The organism is Thermonema lapsum, assembly GCF_011761635.1.
In the GTDB taxonomy this organism is placed as follows: domain Bacteria; phylum Bacteroidota; class Bacteroidia; order Cytophagales; family Thermonemataceae; genus Thermonema; species Thermonema lapsum.
Genome location: NZ_JAASRN010000006.1, coordinates 1 through 19,398, shown reverse-complemented (window position 1 = coordinate 19,398; position 19,398 = coordinate 1). Strand labels below are relative to the sequence as shown.

Annotated in this window: 18 protein-coding genes; 12 read left to right on the top strand and 6 right to left on the bottom strand. The window is 46.0% G+C overall.

Annotated elements, in window-relative coordinates:
• Positions 1-112 precede the first annotated feature (112 nt).
• The gene (locus tag FHS56_RS11070) at positions 113-805 is read left to right on the top strand and encodes an SDR family NAD(P)-dependent oxidoreductase (RefSeq protein ID WP_166920812.1); all 693 of its coding nucleotides are present in this window, start codon (positions 113-115) and stop codon (positions 803-805) included.
• Positions 806-812: 7 nt separating this feature from the next.
• Positions 813-1,937: a glycosyltransferase family 4 protein gene (locus FHS56_RS11065; RefSeq protein WP_243844215.1), complete on the top strand. Its 1,125-nt coding sequence runs from the start codon at positions 813-815 to the stop codon at positions 1,935-1,937.
• Here FHS56_RS11065 and FHS56_RS11060 read toward each other — a convergent pair.
• The 3 genes from FHS56_RS11060 to FHS56_RS11050 form a co-directional block, all read right to left on the bottom strand.
• Positions 1,932-2,318: a hypothetical protein gene (locus FHS56_RS11060; RefSeq protein ID WP_166920810.1), complete on the bottom strand. Its 387-nt coding sequence runs from the start codon at positions 2,316-2,318 to the stop codon at positions 1,932-1,934. The two genes, FHS56_RS11065 and FHS56_RS11060, sit on opposite strands and share 6 nt — an antisense overlap.
• A 24-nt stretch (positions 2,319-2,342) precedes the next feature.
• Entirely contained in the window at positions 2,343-2,942 is a 600-nt protein-coding gene (locus tag FHS56_RS11055) for a 3'-5' exonuclease (RefSeq protein ID WP_166920808.1), read from the bottom strand.
• A gap of 110 nt (positions 2,943-3,052) precedes the next feature.
• A complete protein-coding gene (locus FHS56_RS11050) occupies positions 3,053-5,476 on the bottom strand; it encodes a DUF5723 family protein (RefSeq protein ID WP_166920806.1) in 2,424 nt (807 codons plus the stop codon).
• 106 nt (positions 5,477-5,582) lie between these two features.
• Here FHS56_RS11050 and FHS56_RS11045 point away from each other — a divergent pair, with 106 nt between their 5' ends.
• On the top strand, positions 5,583-6,806 hold the full coding sequence (locus FHS56_RS11045; protein ID WP_166920804.1) for a metallophosphoesterase family protein: 1,224 nt from the start codon (positions 5,583-5,585) through the stop codon (positions 6,804-6,806).
• A 15-nt stretch (positions 6,807-6,821) separates the two neighbouring features.
• On the top strand, positions 6,822-9,977 hold the full coding sequence (locus FHS56_RS11040; protein WP_166920802.1) for an AAA family ATPase: 3,156 nt from the start codon (positions 6,822-6,824) through the stop codon (positions 9,975-9,977).
• 70 nt (positions 9,978-10,047) lie between these two features.
• On the opposite strand, the gene FHS56_RS11035 is transcribed toward FHS56_RS11040, so the two are convergent.
• Both FHS56_RS11035 and FHS56_RS11030 read right to left on the bottom strand, forming a co-directional pair.
• Positions 10,048-11,241, bottom strand: coding sequence for an NAD(P)/FAD-dependent oxidoreductase (locus FHS56_RS11035; protein ID WP_166920800.1), 1,194 nt, complete (start codon positions 11,239-11,241; stop codon positions 10,048-10,050).
• A 263-nt stretch (positions 11,242-11,504) separates the two neighbouring features.
• Positions 11,505-12,425 (bottom strand): glycosyltransferase family 2 protein, encoded by a 921-nt coding sequence (locus FHS56_RS11030; protein WP_166920798.1) that lies wholly within the window; start codon positions 12,423-12,425, stop codon positions 11,505-11,507.
• A gap of 251 nt (positions 12,426-12,676) precedes the next feature.
• Between FHS56_RS11030 and FHS56_RS11025 the strand changes: the two genes are divergently transcribed.
• A complete protein-coding gene (locus tag FHS56_RS11025; RefSeq protein WP_166920796.1) occupies positions 12,677-13,549 on the top strand; it encodes an FkbM family methyltransferase in 873 nt (290 codons plus the stop codon).
• Positions 13,550-13,615: 66 nt separating this feature from the next.
• Here the strand turns inward: FHS56_RS11025 and FHS56_RS11020 are convergent, their stop codons facing one another.
• Positions 13,616-14,524, bottom strand: coding sequence for a replication initiation protein (locus tag FHS56_RS11020; protein WP_166920794.1), 909 nt, complete (start codon positions 14,522-14,524; stop codon positions 13,616-13,618).
• A gap of 752 nt (positions 14,525-15,276) precedes the next feature.
• On the opposite strand from FHS56_RS11020, the gene FHS56_RS11015 reads away from it, so the two are divergent.
• From FHS56_RS11015 to FHS56_RS10985, 7 genes are all read left to right on the top strand, one after another.
• Complete coding sequence (locus tag FHS56_RS11015) at positions 15,277-16,044, top strand: ParA family protein (RefSeq protein ID WP_166920792.1); 768 nt, start codon at positions 15,277-15,279, stop codon at positions 16,042-16,044.
• A 25-nt stretch (positions 16,045-16,069) separates the two neighbouring features.
• Complete coding sequence (locus FHS56_RS11010) at positions 16,070-16,942, top strand: ParB N-terminal domain-containing protein (RefSeq protein WP_166920790.1); 873 nt, start codon at positions 16,070-16,072, stop codon at positions 16,940-16,942.
• Positions 16,943-16,996: 54 nt separating this feature from the next.
• A complete protein-coding gene (locus FHS56_RS11005) occupies positions 16,997-17,374 on the top strand; it encodes a T9SS type B sorting domain-containing protein (protein WP_166920788.1) in 378 nt (125 codons plus the stop codon).
• Positions 17,375-17,379: 5 nt separating this feature from the next.
• Positions 17,380-18,471, top strand: coding sequence for a PorP/SprF family type IX secretion system membrane protein (locus FHS56_RS11000; protein WP_166920786.1), 1,092 nt, complete (start codon positions 17,380-17,382; stop codon positions 18,469-18,471).
• A gap of 22 nt (positions 18,472-18,493) precedes the next feature.
• Complete coding sequence (locus tag FHS56_RS10995) at positions 18,494-18,955, top strand: RrF2 family transcriptional regulator (RefSeq protein ID WP_166920784.1); 462 nt, start codon at positions 18,494-18,496, stop codon at positions 18,953-18,955.
• Positions 18,956-19,009: 54 nt separating this feature from the next.
• A complete protein-coding gene (locus FHS56_RS10990) occupies positions 19,010-19,204 on the top strand; it encodes a globin family protein (protein ID WP_166920782.1) in 195 nt (64 codons plus the stop codon).
• Positions 19,201-19,398: IS1 family transposase (locus tag FHS56_RS10985; RefSeq protein WP_166920779.1), on the top strand; the 198-nt coding region annotated here is incomplete at its 3' end. The genes FHS56_RS10990 and FHS56_RS10985, both read left to right, overlap by 4 nt.

The window sequence follows — 19,398 nt, the reverse complement described above, 5'->3', positions numbered from 1 at the left end:
GGGGCGACAAGGACCCTCGCTTCGTTTTTGAAGAGAGCGGCAAAGTTGCCCCGTCCATAGACAGAATTTTTTTGCTTTTCTTTGCAAGGAAAAGCAAAACGGGCATAACACTATGACCATACTCATTGCAGGCGCCTCCAGAGGCATAGGGCTGGCATTGTGCCACCTACTGCTCCAGCAACAACACCGAGTCCTTGCCCTAAGCAGAAACACAAGCAGTCTCGAAGCACTCAGCAAAACATATCTCGGGCAGCTTTCTTTTCTGTCCATTGACCTGGGTAAAATGCAAAGCGAAGCACCACGACTGCAAGCATGGTTCAAGCAACAAAACATCGAGCAGCTGGACCGTGTGGTGTATAATGCCGGTTATTTAGTGAATAAAAACTTTGAGATACAAAGTTATTTAGAAATAAAAAATCAAATAAATATCAACTTCACGGGGGCTATGTTGTTGCTTCAACAATTGCGCCCTTATCTCAAGCAAGGCTCTCATGTTGTAACCATCAGCAGCATGGGAGGCTTTCAGGGAAGTCAAAAATTTCCGGGTTTAGCGGTATATAGCGCTTCGAAAGGGGCATTGGCAGTGCTGAGCGAGTGCTTAGCACAAGAATGGCAAGAAGCAGGCATTTACGTAAACAGCTTGGCATTGGGGGCAGTGCAAACCGAAATGTTGCAAGAAGCCTTCCCGGGCTATCAAGCCCCTTTGAGCGCCGAAGAAGCAGCTGCATTCGTTGCGGATTTTTGCCTGCGTGGGCATCGCTTTTTCAATGGTAAAATATTGCCGGTTTCAGTATCCACTCCTTAGTTTATCCATGATGCATCAGGTAGTGTACATTATTTCGGACATACATAAGTCACTGTCTTTTGAATGGACCGCTCTTGGTTTGCGAAAGAAAGGCATAGAGCCCTCTTTTGTGCTGCTTCATTCGACACCACAAACTGCTCTGCAGCATTTCCTTCAAACCCATGGATTTCACGTAACCTATTACCCACTGCGAGGAAAAAGCAGTTATCCACGCCTTTGGTGGCAGTTGTTTTCCTACTTGCGCAAGCATCGCCCTTTGGTAGTACACACCCACCTCTTCGACGCCTCTTTGCTTGGTTTAAGTGCTGCCAAAGCTGCCAATATCCGGCAACGCATCTACACCCGCCACTATTCTACCTTTCACCATGAATATTTTCCACGTGCCGTTTGGTATGACCGTCTGCTCAACACCCTTGCCACAGATATTGTGGCTATCAGCCGCAATGTGGAAGAAGTGCTGTGCAGCATGGAAAAAGTGCCGAAACAGAAAGTGCACCTTATCCATCATGGCTTTGATATGCAAAGCTTAACCCATTGCTCCGAGGAGCGCGTGGAAGCCGTGCGCCGACGTCATGCAGTGCCCGCCGATGCTTTTCCTGTAATTGGTGTGATTGCACGCTACATAGAATTGAAAGGCATCCAGTACATCATACCGGCATTTGCCCGTGTGTTGACACAGTACCCCCAAGCTCATTTGGTGCTTGCCAATGCCCGCGGCGACTACGCAGCTGTAATCCGCCGGCTATTGCAGCAGCATCTGCCCCCTGATAGCTATACAGAAATACCCTTCGAAGATGATTTGGCGGCGCTCTATCGCCTTTTTCATGTGTATGTACATGTGCCCATCAATCCACGAGTAGAGGCTTTTGGGCAAACCTACGTAGAGGCAGCCATTTGCCGTGTTCCGTCTGTGTTCACTTTATCGGGTGTGGCACATGAGTTTGTACGTCATCTTCACAATGCATGGGTAGTGCCTCATGCCAACAGCGAAGCCATTGCAGAAGGTATCCTGCAGTTGTTGTCGAACAGGGAGCTTTGCCAGCAACTTACGCAACGAGCTGCCGAAACAGTCGCCGAACAATTCACTGTTGAGCGCATGATTGAGCGCCTGCTTGCTCTTTATAGGCTATGACAAGCGGGGATATTCGCGAAAGCGGTAAAAGTCATACACGACTTCAACTGTACCGTCTTCGCGCAGACGTTTGCGTTTTTCGCTGGCATCGACCACACAAACAAAGCCTTCTTTTTGAAGCAAATGCACGACGGCAAAGGAAAGCGAAGGCTCGCCTCGCACCAAAATAGTTACTTCCTCTTTGCCTTTTCCCAAGTCTTCTATCAATGCCATGATACGTAAGAAGCAACGTTCCGCCAAATCTTCCACATAAGAAACGTCGGCTTCGATGGGCACCTTGGGAAAGCTTACTTCTTCTATTTTGCCATACTGACGAATGGCATACTCTTTTTGGTCAGCACTCCATTGTACTAAGGGCAATTCAGAAAAGCTGATAAGCATATTTTTGCTATTTATTTTACACCTTTAATCCTCATGCAATTTCAGCTGGTCGGCAATCTCCCAATAGGCTTTAAAACAAGCTGCTGTTATTCTTGCATCTTCCAAGGCGTTATGCTCTTCTGTATCGCGGCTTAAGGCAAACATGCCAGCCACAGCATCCAAGCTGTGTGATTTAGGCACTTTTTTGCCATTATTTTTCAATATTTTATACATCAAAAAACTAAAACTCATCAAATCGAGGACTTTGTAAGAGAAGGGCCATTCGATGTTTTCCTCCTCAAACGCCCATTTTAAGAAGTTCACGTCGGTAAGTATCCCTTGCCCACAAAGGAGCACATCTTTGAGAGAAGCATATTCATTGCGTCCGAGGGTTTGCCGTACCCAGCGCTCAAACGCTTCGAGCACTTCATAGCGCTCCGGGGCGTCTTCAAGGTCATAAATAGACAAACCGTGCACTTCTTCGGAACGCCGTGAAAAGGCTTCGGGGTTTTCTGGATATACATTGCTCAAAAAATGACTTTGCTCGTTCCAGTGGGCATCACACAGCACTGCCCCTATTTGAATGATGTCGTGATAGCCTACATCCGGTCCAGTAAGTTCCAAATCAAGAACCAAGTACTTCATAGCGGTATGTTAGTTTAATTTTTTTCTTGGGTTTATCTACAAAAATAGAAATCCCGCCAGGCAAGCAAAAGCCAGAGCGGGATAAATTCGATATTTTCTGCTGGGAAAAGCTATTCAAACAAGATGGTAAATTCTACCCTGCGGTTTTTTTGTCTTCCTTCGGGGGTTGTGTTGGGTGCTATGGGGCGGTCAGGTCCCCACCCTTTGGTAACAATACGCCCGGGCTCTACGCCTTGCTCTACGAGGAAGTCTTTCACTGCTTGGGCTCTACGCTCCGAGAGTTTGATATTGTTGGCGCGGCTTCCGACATTGTCGGTGTGCCCTTCGATGAGCAGACGCCATTTCGGTTTGCGTCTCAGCAGATTGGCAAGCTCTAAAAGTGCCGCATAGGACGAGGTTTTGATAGTAGCATTGCCAAATTCGAATTCTAAGTTGTCGAAAGCTGTTTTGAGGATTTCTTCTTCTTCTTTTTCAAGTTTGGGGCAACCATTGTTTTCTTTAGGTCCGGGCGTGGAAGGGCATTTATCGAAGGCGTCGGGCACCCCGTCGCCGTCCATGTCGTTGTAGGGACAGCCGTCGTTTTCGGCGGGTCCGGCAATTTCAGGACATTTGTCGTTGATATCTTTGATGCCGTCGCCGTCGCTATCGGCATAGGGACAACCCCCATTGGCTATATCGCCGTACACTTCGGGGCAGCCGTCTTCATGGTCATAGAGACCATCACCATCAGTATCAGGGCAACCTTTATGATTCACGTCGCCATACACATCGGGGCAAGCGTCGTCCTTATCTGGCACATTGTCTAAATCGCTATCGGGGCAGCCTTTGAATTGCTCAAAGCCGGGTTCAAGCGGGCACTCATCCACACGGTCTTCCACCCCGTCGGAGTCGCTGTCGGGGCAACCATTGAATTGACGCGAGCCAGCTTGTTGGGGGCATTCGTCTTTACTGTCGGGCACCCCGTCGGAATCGCTATCGGGACAGCCATTAAATTGTGGCAGACCTGGCAATTGCGGGCAGACATCTTCGACATCTGGCACATGGTCGCCGTCACTATCGGGACAACCACGAAACTCCCACACTCCGGGCACGCTCACGCACTGGTCCAGTTTATCAGATACGTGGTCGCCATCGCGGTCTTTAGGCTTTTTATAAAAACTCCGGATGCTCAAACCCAAGTAAAAATTAGCGCCCCTTACTTCATTGTTAAGTGCTGCATTGCTGAGCAAATCGCGTGAGCCAAAAAATAAAGGACCCAAACGCACAGCTATGCCTGCATTAAAGCCGGTATTGTCATGAAGGCTCAAAGGTAAATACAAACCATACTTTTTGCTTTCGACACGTGGGGTCACGGCATAGGTGGTAATGTAGTGGTTTTTATCTATGTCTTTTGTACCTTGCTTAAGCGCCCAGGTGGCAGTTAAGTTGAGCCCTATCCCTTGGCTAAACAAGTAGTCTGCCTGCAGGTTCAATGCCGTAGGTAGGTTCATTTTGTACTCGCCCTGCGCTTCGGTATATGTAAAACGGCTCTTAATGATTTGGTCTATATCGTTAACATCATTGATTTTTTCTTGCGATATATCCCAGTTTTGAATATTCGCGATAAAGTCGCGGCTATCGGAGCTTTTGTTATAGCGTATGCTTCCCAAGTCGGTAAGTGAAAGCCCCACTTTGGCGCGATATTGGTTTTTGGCGCGGTCAGGCAAGTTTTCCTCACCATCCATTTCATAGCGGTACATCTGATAATCAGGGCGCCATTCATACACCACGCCAAAGTCGAAGCCTACCGAAGGCTTGGCTACAAAACGGTAAGAAGGCGTTTCCGATAAGCTGAAATTGTCGGAGTGCCCATAGCTAAATTCCGCCTGAAACAGAGATACAACATCTTGATTGGTAAACTCATAGCGCAGGTCATTCACATACATATAAGCCGACCCCAACCCTTGTAAAAGCTTGAGCGTACCGGCGGTTTTAAGGAAATGTTCACCTTCATCAAGTATTACACGCCCATAAGTCAAACCATACTCAGCCCACACGTGAGCTTGTGCCGACACATGGTCATCAGAGATATTAGTTTGCCATAGCTCTGGGCTGTTGAATTTTTCATAAATCAGCTTGGCAGTGGGTTCATCTATGTCATCGAAGTTTAGGAAGGTGCGTACCCGTGGCACCAGAGCCAAAGCGCTTTTGGGTGAGAGGCTCAGCATCAACCCCAAGGCTTGCATATCCATGTTGATAAGTGCACGCTTGGACTTGCCATCCAGATTTTGCCTAAAATCATTGTCTGAATAGTTGAACTTCCAGAAGGTACTACGCTCCAGACCCAAGTAATTGTTGTTGACGTCCAAATTGGCACCTACCAAGAGCAGTTGAAATTTGGTGCGTGCATCCACAATATCGGCAGGTTGGAGGTGCACACCAGTCAGAGGGCTGTAGTTGCTGCTGTGCAAACCCCAATAATTTTGAGCTTGCAGAGGGTTCATCCGCATGAAAACAGAGAAAAACATCAAGAGAGACAGTAATTTGTATCTCATAACCTTTCGGTTGGTTTTTAGGTAGGTCTTTGCATCAAAAATAATACCATGACATTTGCTGTTTATGCAGTTTTGAGTAACTTCCAATAAAAAGCATTATTTCAGCATGCGCAGCTTTAAAATACTGCATACCGCCGACTGGCACATAGGAAAATCACTCAAAGGAAGAAGCCGCTTGGAAGAGCAAAAGCAATTTTTGGAAGAAATTGCCCGCATTGCCGATGAAAAAGCGGTAGATATGGTGCTTGTTGCTGGTGATATTTACGACAAATACACCCCCAGCATCGAGGCAGAGGGCGTGTTGCAGCAGGGACTTTTGCAGTTGAGCAAGGGCGGCAGAAGGCTTGTGCTGCTCATTGCCGGCAATCATGACTCGCCAACACGCATCCAAAACCTATCCATCATGGGCAGCCGGCACGGTATTTTGGCACATGGACATCCGGCAAAAGGCGAAGTCATCAAAGAAATAACTGATGGAATCATAGGCGAATGGGCATTGACCAAAGTAGAGCAAGACCTGTTTGTTTTTCAACATCCGGAAGTGCCCTACCCTGTACAGGTCATTGCTACCCCCTTTGCCGATGAAATACGCCTCAATCGCCGTTTGGAATCTGAAACGGGCAATGCCCTTTACGACTACCTGAAAGATTACTGGCACACACTTGCCGGGCAGTGCAATTCCAAGGGCATTTGCCTTTTGACAGCCCATCAGTTTATCATTCGCTCGGGAAAGCCCGCCGAAGACGAGCAAGAAAGTGAAGCAGAGCACCGGCTTTCGATTGGTGGCAGCCACGCCCTCAAAGCCGATATATTTCCAGAAAATATACAGTACGTAGCCTTGGGGCACCTGCACCGCCCCCATGAAGTCGCAGCTTCTCATATACGTTACAGCGGCAGCCCCTTAGCCTACAGCTTCGACGAAAGCAAATATGAAAAGAAGGTGATGGTCGTAGAGCTCATACCCCAGCAAAAACCTCAACTTGAAGAGGTAGGCTTAACTGCTGGCAGACAGCTGGTAGTTTTGAAAGCAGCAGGAAACGAAGCAGTCAAAGAGCAGCTGCAAGCCCACGCAGACTGTTGGGCGCATGTCGATTTTCAAACCATACCCACCCCTTCGCTTCTTAAAGAGCTCCAAGAAGAATTTTCCTGTTTCATCAGCTGGCAACTGCCTGCCAGCTGGCAAACAGACGACGCCACAACCACAGACAGCCATCCACAGCTGAAACAACCGCACGAGTATTTTGAAGAATACTACATGCAAACAAACAATACCCCCCCACCCAAAGAAGTGCGAGAGGCTTTCGGTCAGCTGTTGAGAGACATTCAATAAAAAAACCACAGCCCTATGCAACCCCTTTATCTTTACTTTAAAGGTCTGGCATCCTACAAAAAAGAACAACACATCGACTTCAGCGAGTTGAGCAGTGCAGGCTTATTTGGTATCTTCGGTAAAACAGGTGCCGGCAAATCAACCGTACTTGAGGCAATAAGCATTGCGCTTTATGGCAAAGCACTACGCGGCAGCCAAAAAAGCATCAAGCACCTTATCAACCGTCACAGCGATGAGTTAGCCATAGAGTTTATCTTTCGAGGTTTTGACAAGCACATCTATGCTTTTACCTATCGCCTCAATGTACAAGTAAGAAAGAAGAAGAAGAAGAAGAATAAAACCGACACTACATTCCAAGAAGACAAGCACAAAAACTCAGCAGAGAAAAAGTATTACCGCTACCACGGTACAGAGCTCCAGGGCAAAACCCTTTGGCAGAGTTTCAAACAAGGAACACAAGCGTGGCAAGCACTCGACGACAAGAAAGGCGAAGAACAAGCCGCTTTGAAACATATTCCAATAGAGCACTTCACCCGCACCATCATCTTGCCACAAGGCAATTTCGATAGGTTTATCAAAGAACCTCCAGCCGAAAGAAGTGCCTTTTTAAGAGAAATTTTCGATTTGAGTATTTATGAAAAGATAAAAGAAAAGGCAAAAAAGAAGCTCGAGGAAGCCCAACAAAGCTTTGAAAACGACAAAAATCGACTGGCTGAATACGAAGATGTCAATGAAGAAGTTCTTCAACAGAAAAAAAGTGAACAAGAGCAGCTGTTAAAGCAACTTGCCGCCCAACAAACCGAAACCGAACAACTCGAAGAGCGCGTAAAACAAATAGACCTCGCCGAGATAAAAGAAAAAGAGCTGGAAAAGCTGCAAAAAGAGCTTTCCGAGACAGAAAGTAGTCTAGCACAACTTCCCCAAAATCTAGAACAAAAGCAGGCACGTTTGCAAATAGCACAAGAGCATTTCGAAAAACCTTTCGGTATTCGTGAACAAAAGAAAGAAAACCTGAGGGAAAACCAAAAAAAGGTCTGCCAACTCACTCAAAGCATACAAGAAAGAGAGCAAAAAATACAAGAGCACCAAAATAAATACCAAGCATTGAATGCGCACTATGAGCAGCTATTAGAAAAAAAGCAAAATATCAGCCATTTGGAAATGTACATCAAAAAGTACCGAGAGCTGCAGGAAATCCAAACGAGTATAGCATTGCGAAACCAAGAATACCAAAACCTGTCATCTGAGCGCAGACTCATAGAAAAAAAACTTCAAGACCTATCGGAGCACATTCACAAAGCAGAGGAAAATATTAAGCAGCTGCAAACAGCAAACCTACCCATACTTATCCAAAAACTGCAGGACTTAAAAGATGACGCTTGTCAATATTACGAGCAACGTGAAGAACTTGGAAAGACTTACAAAAGCCTGGAAGACAAACTAAAACAAATAGAAAAACCCGAAAACAAGCACTTATCGGCGCTGTTAGAAAAAGCAGTAAAGGAAAACAACTTTGTGCAATTGAATCAAAGCTTACAAGCCTTGTTCAGGAACATAAACAACAAAATACAGTTGAGCAGTTTGAGGCAAACCCTTAAAGCAGGAGAGCCTTGCCCTCTATGCGGCTCAACCGAGCACCCCATCGAAAATCTCAGCACCCATTCAGCATCTCACGAAGAGCTGCAACAACAAGCTGCTTTGTTAGAAGAAGCCTTGAAAGAGCTGCCAAACACACAGGAAAAGTCCATCCGCTTTCATAATTTTAAAGAACGTTTCATGAAAGGCATTGAACACTACAATAAAATCAAAACCGACGACCTTCCCACACTTCCAGAAGACGAGCTCCCCCGCAAAAAAGATATTTTCAACAAAATACTGACCGATATCACACAGCAAGTAGAACAAAAGCAAAATACTCTAAAAGAAAGCGCAGAGCAATTCCAGCAGCTGAATGAACAAAAAGAGAAAATGCAAAAAGAAGAGCAAGAGAAAGTAAAACGCATCGCTACTCTGGAGGGCGTTATCCAAGAATTGCACAATAATATGCAGCGGCTTCAAGAAGAAATAGAGACATACAAGAAGCAATATCCTGAATATCAAAGCAAAAGCATAGAGGAATTAGAGGAAAACGTGCAAGCAATTCAAACGGAATACCAAGAAGCAGAAGTCGCCTGCAATCAAGCCAAAAAGCAACTGGAGCAAATAAAAAAAGAGCAACACACAGAAGAAGGAAAACTCAAAAGTATTCAAGACGGCATCGACACTTTGCAAAAAGAGATAAACGACATCGAGCAGAACATACAGCAGCTGCTACAAGCATACAATGAGCTATTTTGCACAGAAGAAGAAGTACAACAAATACTCAATGAAAAACAAAGTATTCAAAACCACATACGCCAAAGAGAAGCTTTGCTTAGCAGATACAGCACTTTAAAAAAGCGCATGGAAGGCATCCAAAAAGAACGGCAGGAGCTTAGCATACCCCAATCAGTTGAAGAGCGAGCACAACTCCGCCGACAGTATGAAGACAAGAAACAAATAGTTAAGAATTTGCAAGAAGCGAAAGGAGCAATCTCGGAAGTTTTAAAAGTCTTGGAAGAAAGACTCAATAAGAAAAAGCAGCTTACGAAGTCCTATGAGCAAAGCAGGAGAGCGCTGGAGATATGGGAAAGAATAAACAAACTCACCGAGGGCAATGGACTTCTGAATTTCGTACTCAAAAACTACCTAAACAAAGTCAACCGCTTAGCCAACAAACATTTTGAGCAACTCACCAACAACACACTCTCGGTCGATATCACTACGGAAAAAGACAAAATAGAAATCAAAATACTCGACCGCCTGAACCAATACCCACGCCCCATCGAAAGCCTCTCGGGCGGGCAGCATTTTATCTTATCGTTGAGCCTTGCTTTGGCACTTTCCGAACTATTACAAGATACTCATGGCATCCGGCAGCATTTCTTTTTCATAGATGAAGGCTTTGGCAGCCTCGATGAAGAAACCTTATCCGAAGTGATGAATGTACTGGAAAGACTGGCTTGCAGTGGCAAAGTCATTGGTGTAATCTCTCACGTGCAATCCATGCAAGAGCGCATAAGCACAGCCCTCGTTGCCTCACAAAGTCCACAAGAAGGCAGTAAACTACGGCAAACCAGCATCCCCCTCTGATGAAACAAAAGAAGCAGGCAGCTCTTCGCTCTGCCTGCTTCTTCGTTCCTCTGATAAGCGTACTGTAGCACTATGCCGTACCTTTCAAAATTTTGTTCCAATAAAGCCACGGCAAAATGTGCTTCTTGAGTTGATACATCGTCCAGCGTTCTTTCGACTGGTCAAAGGGAAAAGTTTCAATAGGATTATTGTCGTAGTCGAATTCCGCCAACACCAATTTGCCATATCCCGTAACCAGAGGGCAAGAGCCATAGCCATTGTATGAAGCAAAGGGCTGTTTGCCGTCCATCACCTCCAAAAGATTTTGAACTAAAATTGGAGCCTGCTTGCGTATGGCTGCTCCCGTCTTAGCATTAGGGGTATTGGTAGCATCCCCTATGCCAAATATGTTTGGATATTTTGTGTGTTGCAAAGTATGCTTGTTCACATCCACCCAACCATTGGCATCAGCAAGTGGGCTGTTCCGAATAAAGTCCGGTGCACTCTGCGGCGGTGTCACATGTATCATGTCAAAGTGCATTGTCTTCTTCTCTTTGCTGCCATCTGCTTGCGTTACCTCAAAAGTAGCCTCTTTTCTTGCTCCGTCTATAGCCACTAAGTTGTGCTTGAAATCCAAATGAATGCCATAACGATTGACTACTTTCATGAGTGTGTCGGCATATTTCTTCACCCCAAAAATCACTCCGCCCGCTGTGCAGAAATGCACATCGGCTTTACCAAGTATTCCATGCTTTCGCCAGTAGTCGCATGCCAAATACATAATTTTTTGCGGCGCTCCCCCACATTTGATGGGTGTGGCAGGGTTGGTAAACAAAGCAACACCGCCTTTAAAGTTTCGAATACACTCGAAAGTATAAGGCGCCAAGTCGAAACGGTAGTTACTTGCTACGCCATTCTTTCCGAGCGTCTCTTCCAGCCCTTCTACCCATTCCCAGCGCAGCTGTATGCCGGGGCACACCACCATGAAATCATAAGCTACCTTCTTTCCACTTGCCAGATGCACCACTTGATTTTCTGGCTCGAAAGCCTCTGCCCTGTCTTTAATCCACTTGGCTTTTTTTGGCATTACCGATGCCTCCGGGCGCACTGTCTTTTGCACGTCGTAATCTCCCCCTCCTACCAGAGTCCAAGCGGGCTGGTAGTAGTGTTTTTCCGACGGCTCTACAATGGCAACATCCAGTTTTGGGCGCTTGCGCAACAACTGTGCAGCTACCGAAATGCCAGCGTTGCCACCTCCAATAATAAGCACTTGGTGTCTTTCCATAGCTTTCTCGTTTTTACAATATAAAATCATACTTTCATACAATTGTAAAAAAATATTTTCATATAAAAAAAGAAAAAACATGAAATTTTACCCAAGAAACACACAAGTGAATAGCCAACTCTTGTGGATTAAGCCAATGCCAGTGCTGGAAAAAGCATTGTTACAATAGCAAACAAGAGCAAAGGAGCCCCCCTTGCTCATGCTGTCGTTACTTTCAAAAAAACAATAAAGGCGCATGCTTGCCCTGATAGCACATATCAAGCCTAAGACGTCTGCCCGCTTGGGAAATGCACAGCCTGTGCCATAATTACCCAATCGTAAAGACGATAGCGCAGCGAACGAGGTAGCCATCTTATCCAAAATACTTCCCTATCTATCCATTGCACCCACATCGGATGTGAAAAGAGACGGTAAAACAAGCGGCGCCAGCCCCTTGCCGGGCGGTAAGCACGAGGATTTCGTGCATGCAATTCCGGTTTCAAGTTACACAACCTTTCTTGTGCTACCTTGTATTGTCGGATGCGACGGATGTAGGAGGCACAAGTAATGAAATCATCATGCCATGCCACCAAGTTGTAGTTGAAATAAACGGGTACACCTGCCCGCACCGCACGCACTCCAAAATCATAATCTTCGGCATCGCGTAAGCGTTCGTCGAAGCCTCCCAGCTGCTCAAATACTTGACGAGGCACAGACATGTTGGCAACTGACAAAAATACCCTGTCTGCTGGCATCGGTTCTGTGGCATACACAGCCAAGGGTGCTAACCAAAGGCGACTCAAATAAGCCTTGTAGCGATGCATGTCGGTGCGCAGCAAAGCTTCTTCCTCCAAGGTAGCCCCCGACAAAAGACTATTGGGAAAGCGATAGTGATGCGCTTCATGCATGGCAATACCCTCTGGAATCAAGCGGATATCATCATCTAAAAAAACGAGCAGGTCGCCGCGAGCAACCTTTGCAGCGCGGTTACGTACCACAGCCCGCCCCCCGTTGGCGCCTTCTATCCAACGTAAAGGCAAAGCCCCTGAATCCCAATGGGCAAGGGCTTCGGCTGTTCCATCCGTAGAACCGTCAATACTAACAATAACCTCATCAGGCAAGCGGCTTTGGCTTTTGAGCGACTCAAGGCAACGCAACAACTGTTCTTTTCTGTTGTAGGTAGGTATAATAACGCTTATTTTCATCTTCCGGCAAGCTTTTGGTCAAAGAAACGAAAAATAGCAAAAGAAATAAAATGTCCCCTTCGGGAAAAAACGCCATTTATTCGGATAGAAGTCCACTATTGCTCACGCAGCTTGCGTGTAGAATAGAGCAATCGTAGCTGCATTCATAAGCAAGCAAATCCACTGTTTATTCGTGCAAAATACTGCCTTAGATTTCTGAGGTATGCCATTGTTCTATGTTTTATTTTTTACCTTCACACAAAAACAGTCCTATGCCTTCCGCTACTTGGGTTCAACGGCTCAAACAACAAGTCAGGGCGCTTCGCGTGTATTTGCTCTATCAAAAGGCTTCCCGCCGCGCTTTTTTCTTATCATGGGCAGTGGCATGGCAGGAATTCCGCCACAGCTTCCACCAATTCTTTACTTGGCGCTCGCCTCTGTGGTCTTTGTTGCGTGTGCTGCGTTATGCCCTGCTTTCGCTGTTGCGTCCTTGCTTTGGCAGGTCTGCCCGCCTCAGCTACGCTTTCACCGGCGAAGACCGCCTCATAGAATCTCTGCTCAAACCGCCATTTGGCTACCGCGGTTTTTATGTGGAAGTAGGATGCAACCACCCCACTTTCATCTCCAACTCCTTTGTGTTGTATCGTCAAGGATGGCGAGGTATATGCATCGATGCCAACCCACGGCTGATACGTCTTTTCAAATACTACCGCCCGCGCGACATCGCCGTGCACGCCTTCATATCGAACCAAAGCCAAGAAGTTGAGTTTGTAGAATTAAGTAATGACGTACTCTCTTCGGCAGACCGCAGCTATGTTGGGCGTATATTGCAAGAAGAGGCAGCCCAAAGCATTAGACAAATACACCGACTACGCAGCCAACGCCTGACCGATATCCTCGATGCCACGCACTGTCCTTCCCACTTCGACTTCCTTTCCATCGATGCCGAAGAACACGACTACCAGGTGCTGTGTTCTTTAGACCTGCAAAAATACCGCCCACGCCTGATTGTGATAGAAGACGAGCACTTCGCCCCCCTACAGCCGCACACCAACCGCATAGTGCAATACTTGCATGCCCATGACTACCGTTTGGTGGGCTATGTCCTCACCAATCTGTACTTTTTCGATACTCAAAACAGCTAATTTTCGGGAAGGACAGTTTGTCCCTCTGGGAAAAAATAAAGAAACAAGGGCTTTCAATATTCACCACTACACCAAGCCCAACACCTTAAGCAAATGCCCTGAGGGATTGCCTACCTTTCCCAACTTTCCTTGCTTGTGCTCATAGTTCCACTTAAACAAAGCTTTCATCTTATCCTCACTACTCAGCACCGCCTTCACATAATCGGGGCGCGTAATGCCCAACTCCTTCAAAAGGGCATGGGCACGCAGCTGGCGTTCATTAACCAATGCCTCTTCTGCCATATCCTTTTTGCGTTCAATGACAAAGCGCACTTTAGTGTATTTTCGCCCCTCTTTAATGAGCATGTATTGCACAATTAGCTCCGACACCTCGTTGATTTCCTGAACGGCAACTTCCAATACCTTGTCCACAAACTGGCGCACCTGCGCATACTTCTCCTTCTTGCGCTTCGGGTCTTTGAGCTTCAGCTTTATCTTTAACTCATCGATGGTGGTCGTAAAGCCCCCTACATCTTTCCAACGAGAGCAGTATAAATAAAATCGCTTGGCATATTTCGAAGTAAAACGAAGCGATGCCAACAGACGGAAAGCTGTATAGTTCCTTTTCAATTCATAGAGGTAAGGAATTACCTTCGACGACACCTCCAGCTCAATGATACCTTCCCCCATCTTATACTCAGCCGTAGATACCAAACTGAACTGAAGCAGGTTGCCCTGCTCATTGATGACTTCAAAAACACGCTCAGCGAGGCGAAAAGTCGATTCCCTGCATTGCTGATAATTCCACTGGCGCCCGGTAAGCAGCTCTATGTCTTTTACCTTCAACTGGTAAAAATTGCGGCTTTCGTCTTCTCTGATTTCATTGAGCAGACAAAACAAAATGTCCATTTCGCAGGCAGTCATCTCATAACGTGCCTCCGTCAAGAAATTGTGTTGACGTATCTCCGTACGCTCGTTTATCTGTTCCAACTTCATATAAAACAGGCACTTGGCTATTTGTAAAGTGAAAATTAAGTTAAAAAAATCCAACTTTTCAAAAACAGGCAGAAAGGAGGAATTTTTTTAAACTTTGAAGTTCAAAGCAAAGACTTATAAAAAGTGTTAGTTAGCTTATAAAAAGTGTTAGTTCGACTTATAAAAAGTGTTAGTTAGCTTATAAAAAGTGTTAGTTCGACTTATAAAAAGTGTTAGTTAGCTTATAAAAAGTGTTAGTTAAGCCTTTTCTTTGAAAACCAAAGTTTTTGATTTTCAAAGTTTTATATAATTTTTGCAACAATGTTGCAACAAAATAATATTCTAAAGAAGCTCAAAAAATAGGAACATGCCTGCAAGAGAAAAGGAAGCCTTATGCGTAAAAACGCTATTTTCGCTTATGAGAAGTGTCAATCAATAAAAGGTTGATTTTATCAACCATATTAAATTTTGAAAAAACACATAAAAACAAAATTTTTTGTAAAAAATACCCCTACAATATATACTCAAGTATATACAATATTCACAATATTGTGTTGTCTTTCAATTTTGTGTCTTTTTTTTTCTTTCGAAATGAAAAAAATGAACAATCGGCGCTTTGACTTTCAAAGTTAAAGCATAAATCATCCCCACTTTCCGGGAAATTTCCCTATGCTTGACTATCTTTGTTTTGTACAATTCAATTGAAAGAGGAGTGGTTTATCAAATTTTTTTTCTAATATTGAGAACACAGAACGAGCCAAACTGAGTACCCTATGCAACCAAGAATCATAGCAGTGGTCAATCATAAAGGCGGCGTGGGCAAAACCACCACTACACTCAATTTGGGCAAGGCGCTTTCGCTCATGGGTAAGCGGGTGCTGTTGGTGGATATCGACCCGCAAGCCAACCTCACACAACACGTGGGGATGGAAGAGCCTGCGCAAAACCTCTACCATGCCATCTGTGAAGAACAAAGTCTGCCAGTCGAGGTACTGGATGAACGACTGCATGTCGTTCCGGCGGATTTAGAGCTATCTGAGGCAGAACTTCGCCTGAAAAATGATGTCAATGGTTACTTTCGCCTCAAAGAAGCCTTAGAGGGCGTTAAAAACGCTTATGAGTATATTCTCATCGATTGTCCCCCGAGCCTTTCCATTTTGACCATCAATGCCCTGATTGCTGCCTCAGAGGTATTGATTGTGGTGCAAGCCGAATACCTTGCTACCAAAGGACTGCAGACCATCCTCAATTTGATAGACGAACTGCGCAAGAACTTGAACCCGAAACTTGAAGTGGCAGGCATGTTGCTTACTCAAGTGGACCATACGGTCATTCGGCGCTCGATTGTAGAACAGGTGCGAGGAATTTACCGAGGCAAGGTGTTCGACACCCTCATTCGAAGCAATGTAGCGTTGACCGAAGCCTCTGCCATGCACCAGGATGTGTTCAGCTATAACCCCAACTGCCACGGCGCCGAAGACTATATGCAACTTGCCAAAGAAGTAGAAGCGGCAAACCGTTTGGCACAAACCACTTCTTGACAACACCCAAAAAACAGCAAACCGGATGAGCAAGAAGAAAAAATTTGCGGCTTTGTTGCAGACCGCCCAACAGGAGATAGCGCACACTGAAGTGTATATCAAAGAGCACATCGAAATACTGGATGAGCTGCGCGACCTTATTCGCCCTTTGAGCGAGGAGGAATACCGGCAGCTTGAACAAAACATAGTTGAAGAGGGCTGCCGCGACCCCTTGGTGGTGTGGAAAGACAGCCAAGCGCAGCGCTACGTGCTCATCGACGGGCACCACCGCTATAGCATCTGCCAAAAGCATAAATTGCCTTTCAAAATAGAATTGCGCGACTTTGAAAACATAGAAGCAGTCAAAGACTGGATGGTAAACAACCAGCTGGGCAAGCGCAATCTCACGAAAGAAGAAATGGCTTATTTGCGGGGCTATCAATACAACCGCTTCAAGCAAAAGCCGGGCAATCTTGCCAACCTGAAGCAATTTGCCGCCACTGCCGACGACACAAGCCGGCAGAAAGAAGAGGGCAGTACTGCCGAAAAACTGGCAAAGCTCTTTAAGGTGTCTGACAAAACCATCAAGCGCGATGGGCAATATGCCGAAGGCTTGGGGCGTCTGAGTGAAGGAATGCCCGAGCTGAAAAATAAAATACTGAAAGGAGAGTTGAAAGTGCCGGCGAAAGTGTTGCGCCAAGTGCCCAAAATGAGTGATGAAGAGATAGCACAGCTGCGTGAAAGGCTTTTGCAGCAGTCTCAAGAACAAACGGGCAACAAAAATGAGCAGAGAGCAAGTAGCGCCCCCAAAAAAGGCAAAGATAAAGTCAGCCAGCTGAAAGCTGAGGTCATACAACTACTCAAGCAGGTAGAAGACGAAGCCCTGCTGTTGCAAATCAAAAAGCTTTTGGGAGCTTGATGCTTTCCGGAAGGGACAAAGCGTCCCTTCCGGAAAAGAAAAAAAGACACTGCCATGCGAAAGATATTTTATTTCATCTTGCTTGTTTTGTTGGGGAAAGTGATGCCTTTGCCGGCAGGGGCACAAGCCGCTGAGTGGCTTGATTTTCCCACCCTGTTTACGCCCAATGGCGATGGAAACAATGATTTTTTCAAGGCATATGGCGAGGGCGTGAAAGACTTTCATCTGCGCATCTACAACCGCCAAGGTGTGCTATGCTATGAAACCACCTCATGGGAGGAAGCACGCGACCGCGGATGGGACGGACGCATAGGCGGGCAGCTGGCGCCCGCCGGGGTGTATATGTGGCTGGTGGAGGGTACTTTTGTAAGTGGGGAGGCTTTGCAAGACAGGCGGAGCAAAAAGCACGGTTCATTTTACCTTCAACCTTAGAGTTTATGAAAGCAATGCTACGTTGTTTTCTGTTTTTTTGCTGCTTTGCGACAGCCGGGGGGCATGTCTGGGCACAGCAAATCCCATGGAGCCTTTACGAACAAAATGGAGCGGCACTGTCGCCAGCTGCCATCTTGCAGGAAGAGCAAGCCGTTTTTGTATTGCAGAACCGCCGCCAATGGATGCAGTTGGGTAGCCCTTATCAAAGCAATCTGTTGCGGGTACAATACCCCCTTTTGCGCATAGAGGGTGATACAGCGGCTTATCATTATGCTACTATCGGTTTGCTTTTTCTGGACGATACCCAAGGAGACCGCTTGCAGCTGAAACAAAACAGCTTGCGCTTGGCTTTTGCTTATCAATGGCGCATAGCCAAACACCGCATAGGTTTGGGCTTGGAAGCCGCTTGGCATGGGCGCCGCCTGACGGGCGAACAAATCACTGGTTATGACCCGCAAGGACAAGCCTTGCAAACCGAATATTTGAGCACCGCGCTCATTTCTGTTTGGGCATTGAATGCAGGCATCATATGGCGCCGCCCAGAACTGCACTCGGTGCATGACCGATATTTCTTGTCTATTGGTACTTATGACTTGAACCGTCCCAATGTCAGCCATAGCTCGCTACTGACGAGCCGCCGCCCTCCTACTTGGCAACTGGCTGCCGAAGCCCGTTTGTTTCCCCTCAAGCAAAGCAAGGGTTTTCGCCACTCTCTTTCGCCTACTTTCTACCTGAGCAAAGAAGCAGGTACTTGGGCATATCAAGCGGGGGCTTGGTATCGGTATCACTTTTCAGAAAACAGCGGGCGTTTGTTTCGAAACGGTAGTTTAGGACTTGGGCTGCGCTACCATCGGGCAGGACGCACAGCACTGCTGTTGGCACTCAATAGTGCTACCATCAGTTTGCAATTTGCGTATGACTACACCTTGCCTTCGGCTATGCCAGGTATCGATAAGTTGGGTACTACGGAGTTTTCCATTGGCTTGAAAAAAACATTGGGAAGGGTAAAAAAACTGAATCAATTCGAGGATTTCATTATCAATGACGATTTGGGCGACGACAACATAGAGGAGCTGCCCGAAGAGCCCGAACCCTAAAATACTTCAAAACGCAAACCTTATGTTTTCGAAAGCATGTGAATATGCCATGCGTGCCATTGTGTATGTAGCTACATGTACAATGGAAAAAAGGCGCGTGGCTGTAAAAGAAATAGTGGAAGTTACCGGCATACCCGAAGCTTTTGCCTCTAAGGTAATGCAGCGCTTGGTACGTGCGGGTATGGTCGAATCATTGCGTGGGAAAAAAGGAGGGTTTAGCATGTCGGAAACACAACTGGCGCAATCGCTCTATGAGGTGGTAGCACTGTTCGAAGGAGAGCATTATTTCAACAGTTGCCTTTTGGGCTTGCCCAAATGTAGCAGCTACAAACCTTGCCCTTTGCATCACCAAGTGGTGGGCTTGCGTGATGCACTCAAAAAACGACTGCAGGAAACAAGCATACGCCAAGCGGCTGAGGAAGTAAGCAATGCTGGGGCGCATTTGCGTTTAGAAATACCTGCTCGCAATGACGAACATCATTGATGCTTTAGGAAGTATCTCTTTTTTTTGAATAAAAAAAGACAAAAATATCCTTTTATGAAAATTGATATTCAAAGCCAGCAGGATGTAAAAGAGATGGTAAACCACTTTTATGCACAGGTGCGTGTAGATGCTTTGCCGGGTGGAATCTTCAATGGAGTGAGCCGAGCGCATGGCGCTGATGTTCTGGAGCAAAACAAGGACTTGTTAACTAAATATAGATTTCATAATTTTGTAGCAAAAAAGTCATGAAGTGTCCAAGGTGTAAAAGTAGTGAAAAAGTAAAAAATGGTAAAATTAAAGGAGTGCAAAGGTACAAATGCAAAAAGTGTCACTATAATTTTACAGTTGCTCGAAAATCAACAGCCAAAAGTAATCGTGTAAAAAGATTAGCATTCATCTTGTATTTAGAAGGATTAGGATTTCGTTCTATTGCCAGAGTATTA

What these genes read in the sequence shown, in the direction of transcription:
- FHS56_RS11010 (WP_166920790.1), top strand. Translation starts at nt 16,070, where the DNA reads ATGAGCAAGAAGAAAAAATTTGCGGCTTTGTTGCAGACCGCCCAACAG.
- FHS56_RS10995 (WP_166920784.1), top strand. Translation starts at nt 18,494, where the DNA reads ATGTTTTCGAAAGCATGTGAATATGCCATGCGTGCCATTGTGTATGTA.
- FHS56_RS11000 (WP_166920786.1), top strand. Translation starts at nt 17,380, where the DNA reads ATGAAAGCAATGCTACGTTGTTTTCTGTTTTTTTGCTGCTTTGCGACA.
- FHS56_RS11050 (WP_166920806.1), bottom strand. Translation starts at nt 5,476, where the DNA reads ATGAGATACAAATTACTGTCTCTCTTGATGTTTTTCTCTGTTTTCATG.
- FHS56_RS11060 (WP_166920810.1), bottom strand. Translation starts at nt 2,318, where the DNA reads ATGCTTATCAGCTTTTCTGAATTGCCCTTAGTACAATGGAGTGCTGAC.
- FHS56_RS11020 (WP_166920794.1), bottom strand. Translation starts at nt 14,524, where the DNA reads ATGAAGTTGGAACAGATAAACGAGCGTACGGAGATACGTCAACACAAT.
- FHS56_RS11040 (WP_166920802.1), top strand. Translation starts at nt 6,822, where the DNA reads ATGCAACCCCTTTATCTTTACTTTAAAGGTCTGGCATCCTACAAAAAA.
- FHS56_RS11025 (WP_166920796.1), top strand. Translation starts at nt 12,677, where the DNA reads ATGCCTTCCGCTACTTGGGTTCAACGGCTCAAACAACAAGTCAGGGCG.
- FHS56_RS11035 (WP_166920800.1), bottom strand. Translation starts at nt 11,241, where the DNA reads ATGGAAAGACACCAAGTGCTTATTATTGGAGGTGGCAACGCTGGCATT.
- FHS56_RS11045 (WP_166920804.1), top strand. Translation starts at nt 5,583, where the DNA reads ATGCGCAGCTTTAAAATACTGCATACCGCCGACTGGCACATAGGAAAA.
- FHS56_RS11030 (WP_166920798.1), bottom strand. Translation starts at nt 12,425, where the DNA reads ATGAAAATAAGCGTTATTATACCTACCTACAACAGAAAAGAACAGTTG.
- FHS56_RS11070 (WP_166920812.1), top strand. Translation starts at nt 113, where the DNA reads ATGACCATACTCATTGCAGGCGCCTCCAGAGGCATAGGGCTGGCATTG.
- FHS56_RS11005 (WP_166920788.1), top strand. Translation starts at nt 16,997, where the DNA reads ATGCGAAAGATATTTTATTTCATCTTGCTTGTTTTGTTGGGGAAAGTG.
- FHS56_RS10990 (WP_166920782.1), top strand. Translation starts at nt 19,010, where the DNA reads ATGAAAATTGATATTCAAAGCCAGCAGGATGTAAAAGAGATGGTAAAC.
- FHS56_RS11055 (WP_166920808.1), bottom strand. Translation starts at nt 2,942, where the DNA reads ATGAAGTACTTGGTTCTTGATTTGGAACTTACTGGACCGGATGTAGGC.
- FHS56_RS11065 (WP_243844215.1), top strand. Translation starts at nt 813, where the DNA reads ATGATGCATCAGGTAGTGTACATTATTTCGGACATACATAAGTCACTG.
- FHS56_RS11015 (WP_166920792.1), top strand. Translation starts at nt 15,277, where the DNA reads ATGCAACCAAGAATCATAGCAGTGGTCAATCATAAAGGCGGCGTGGGC.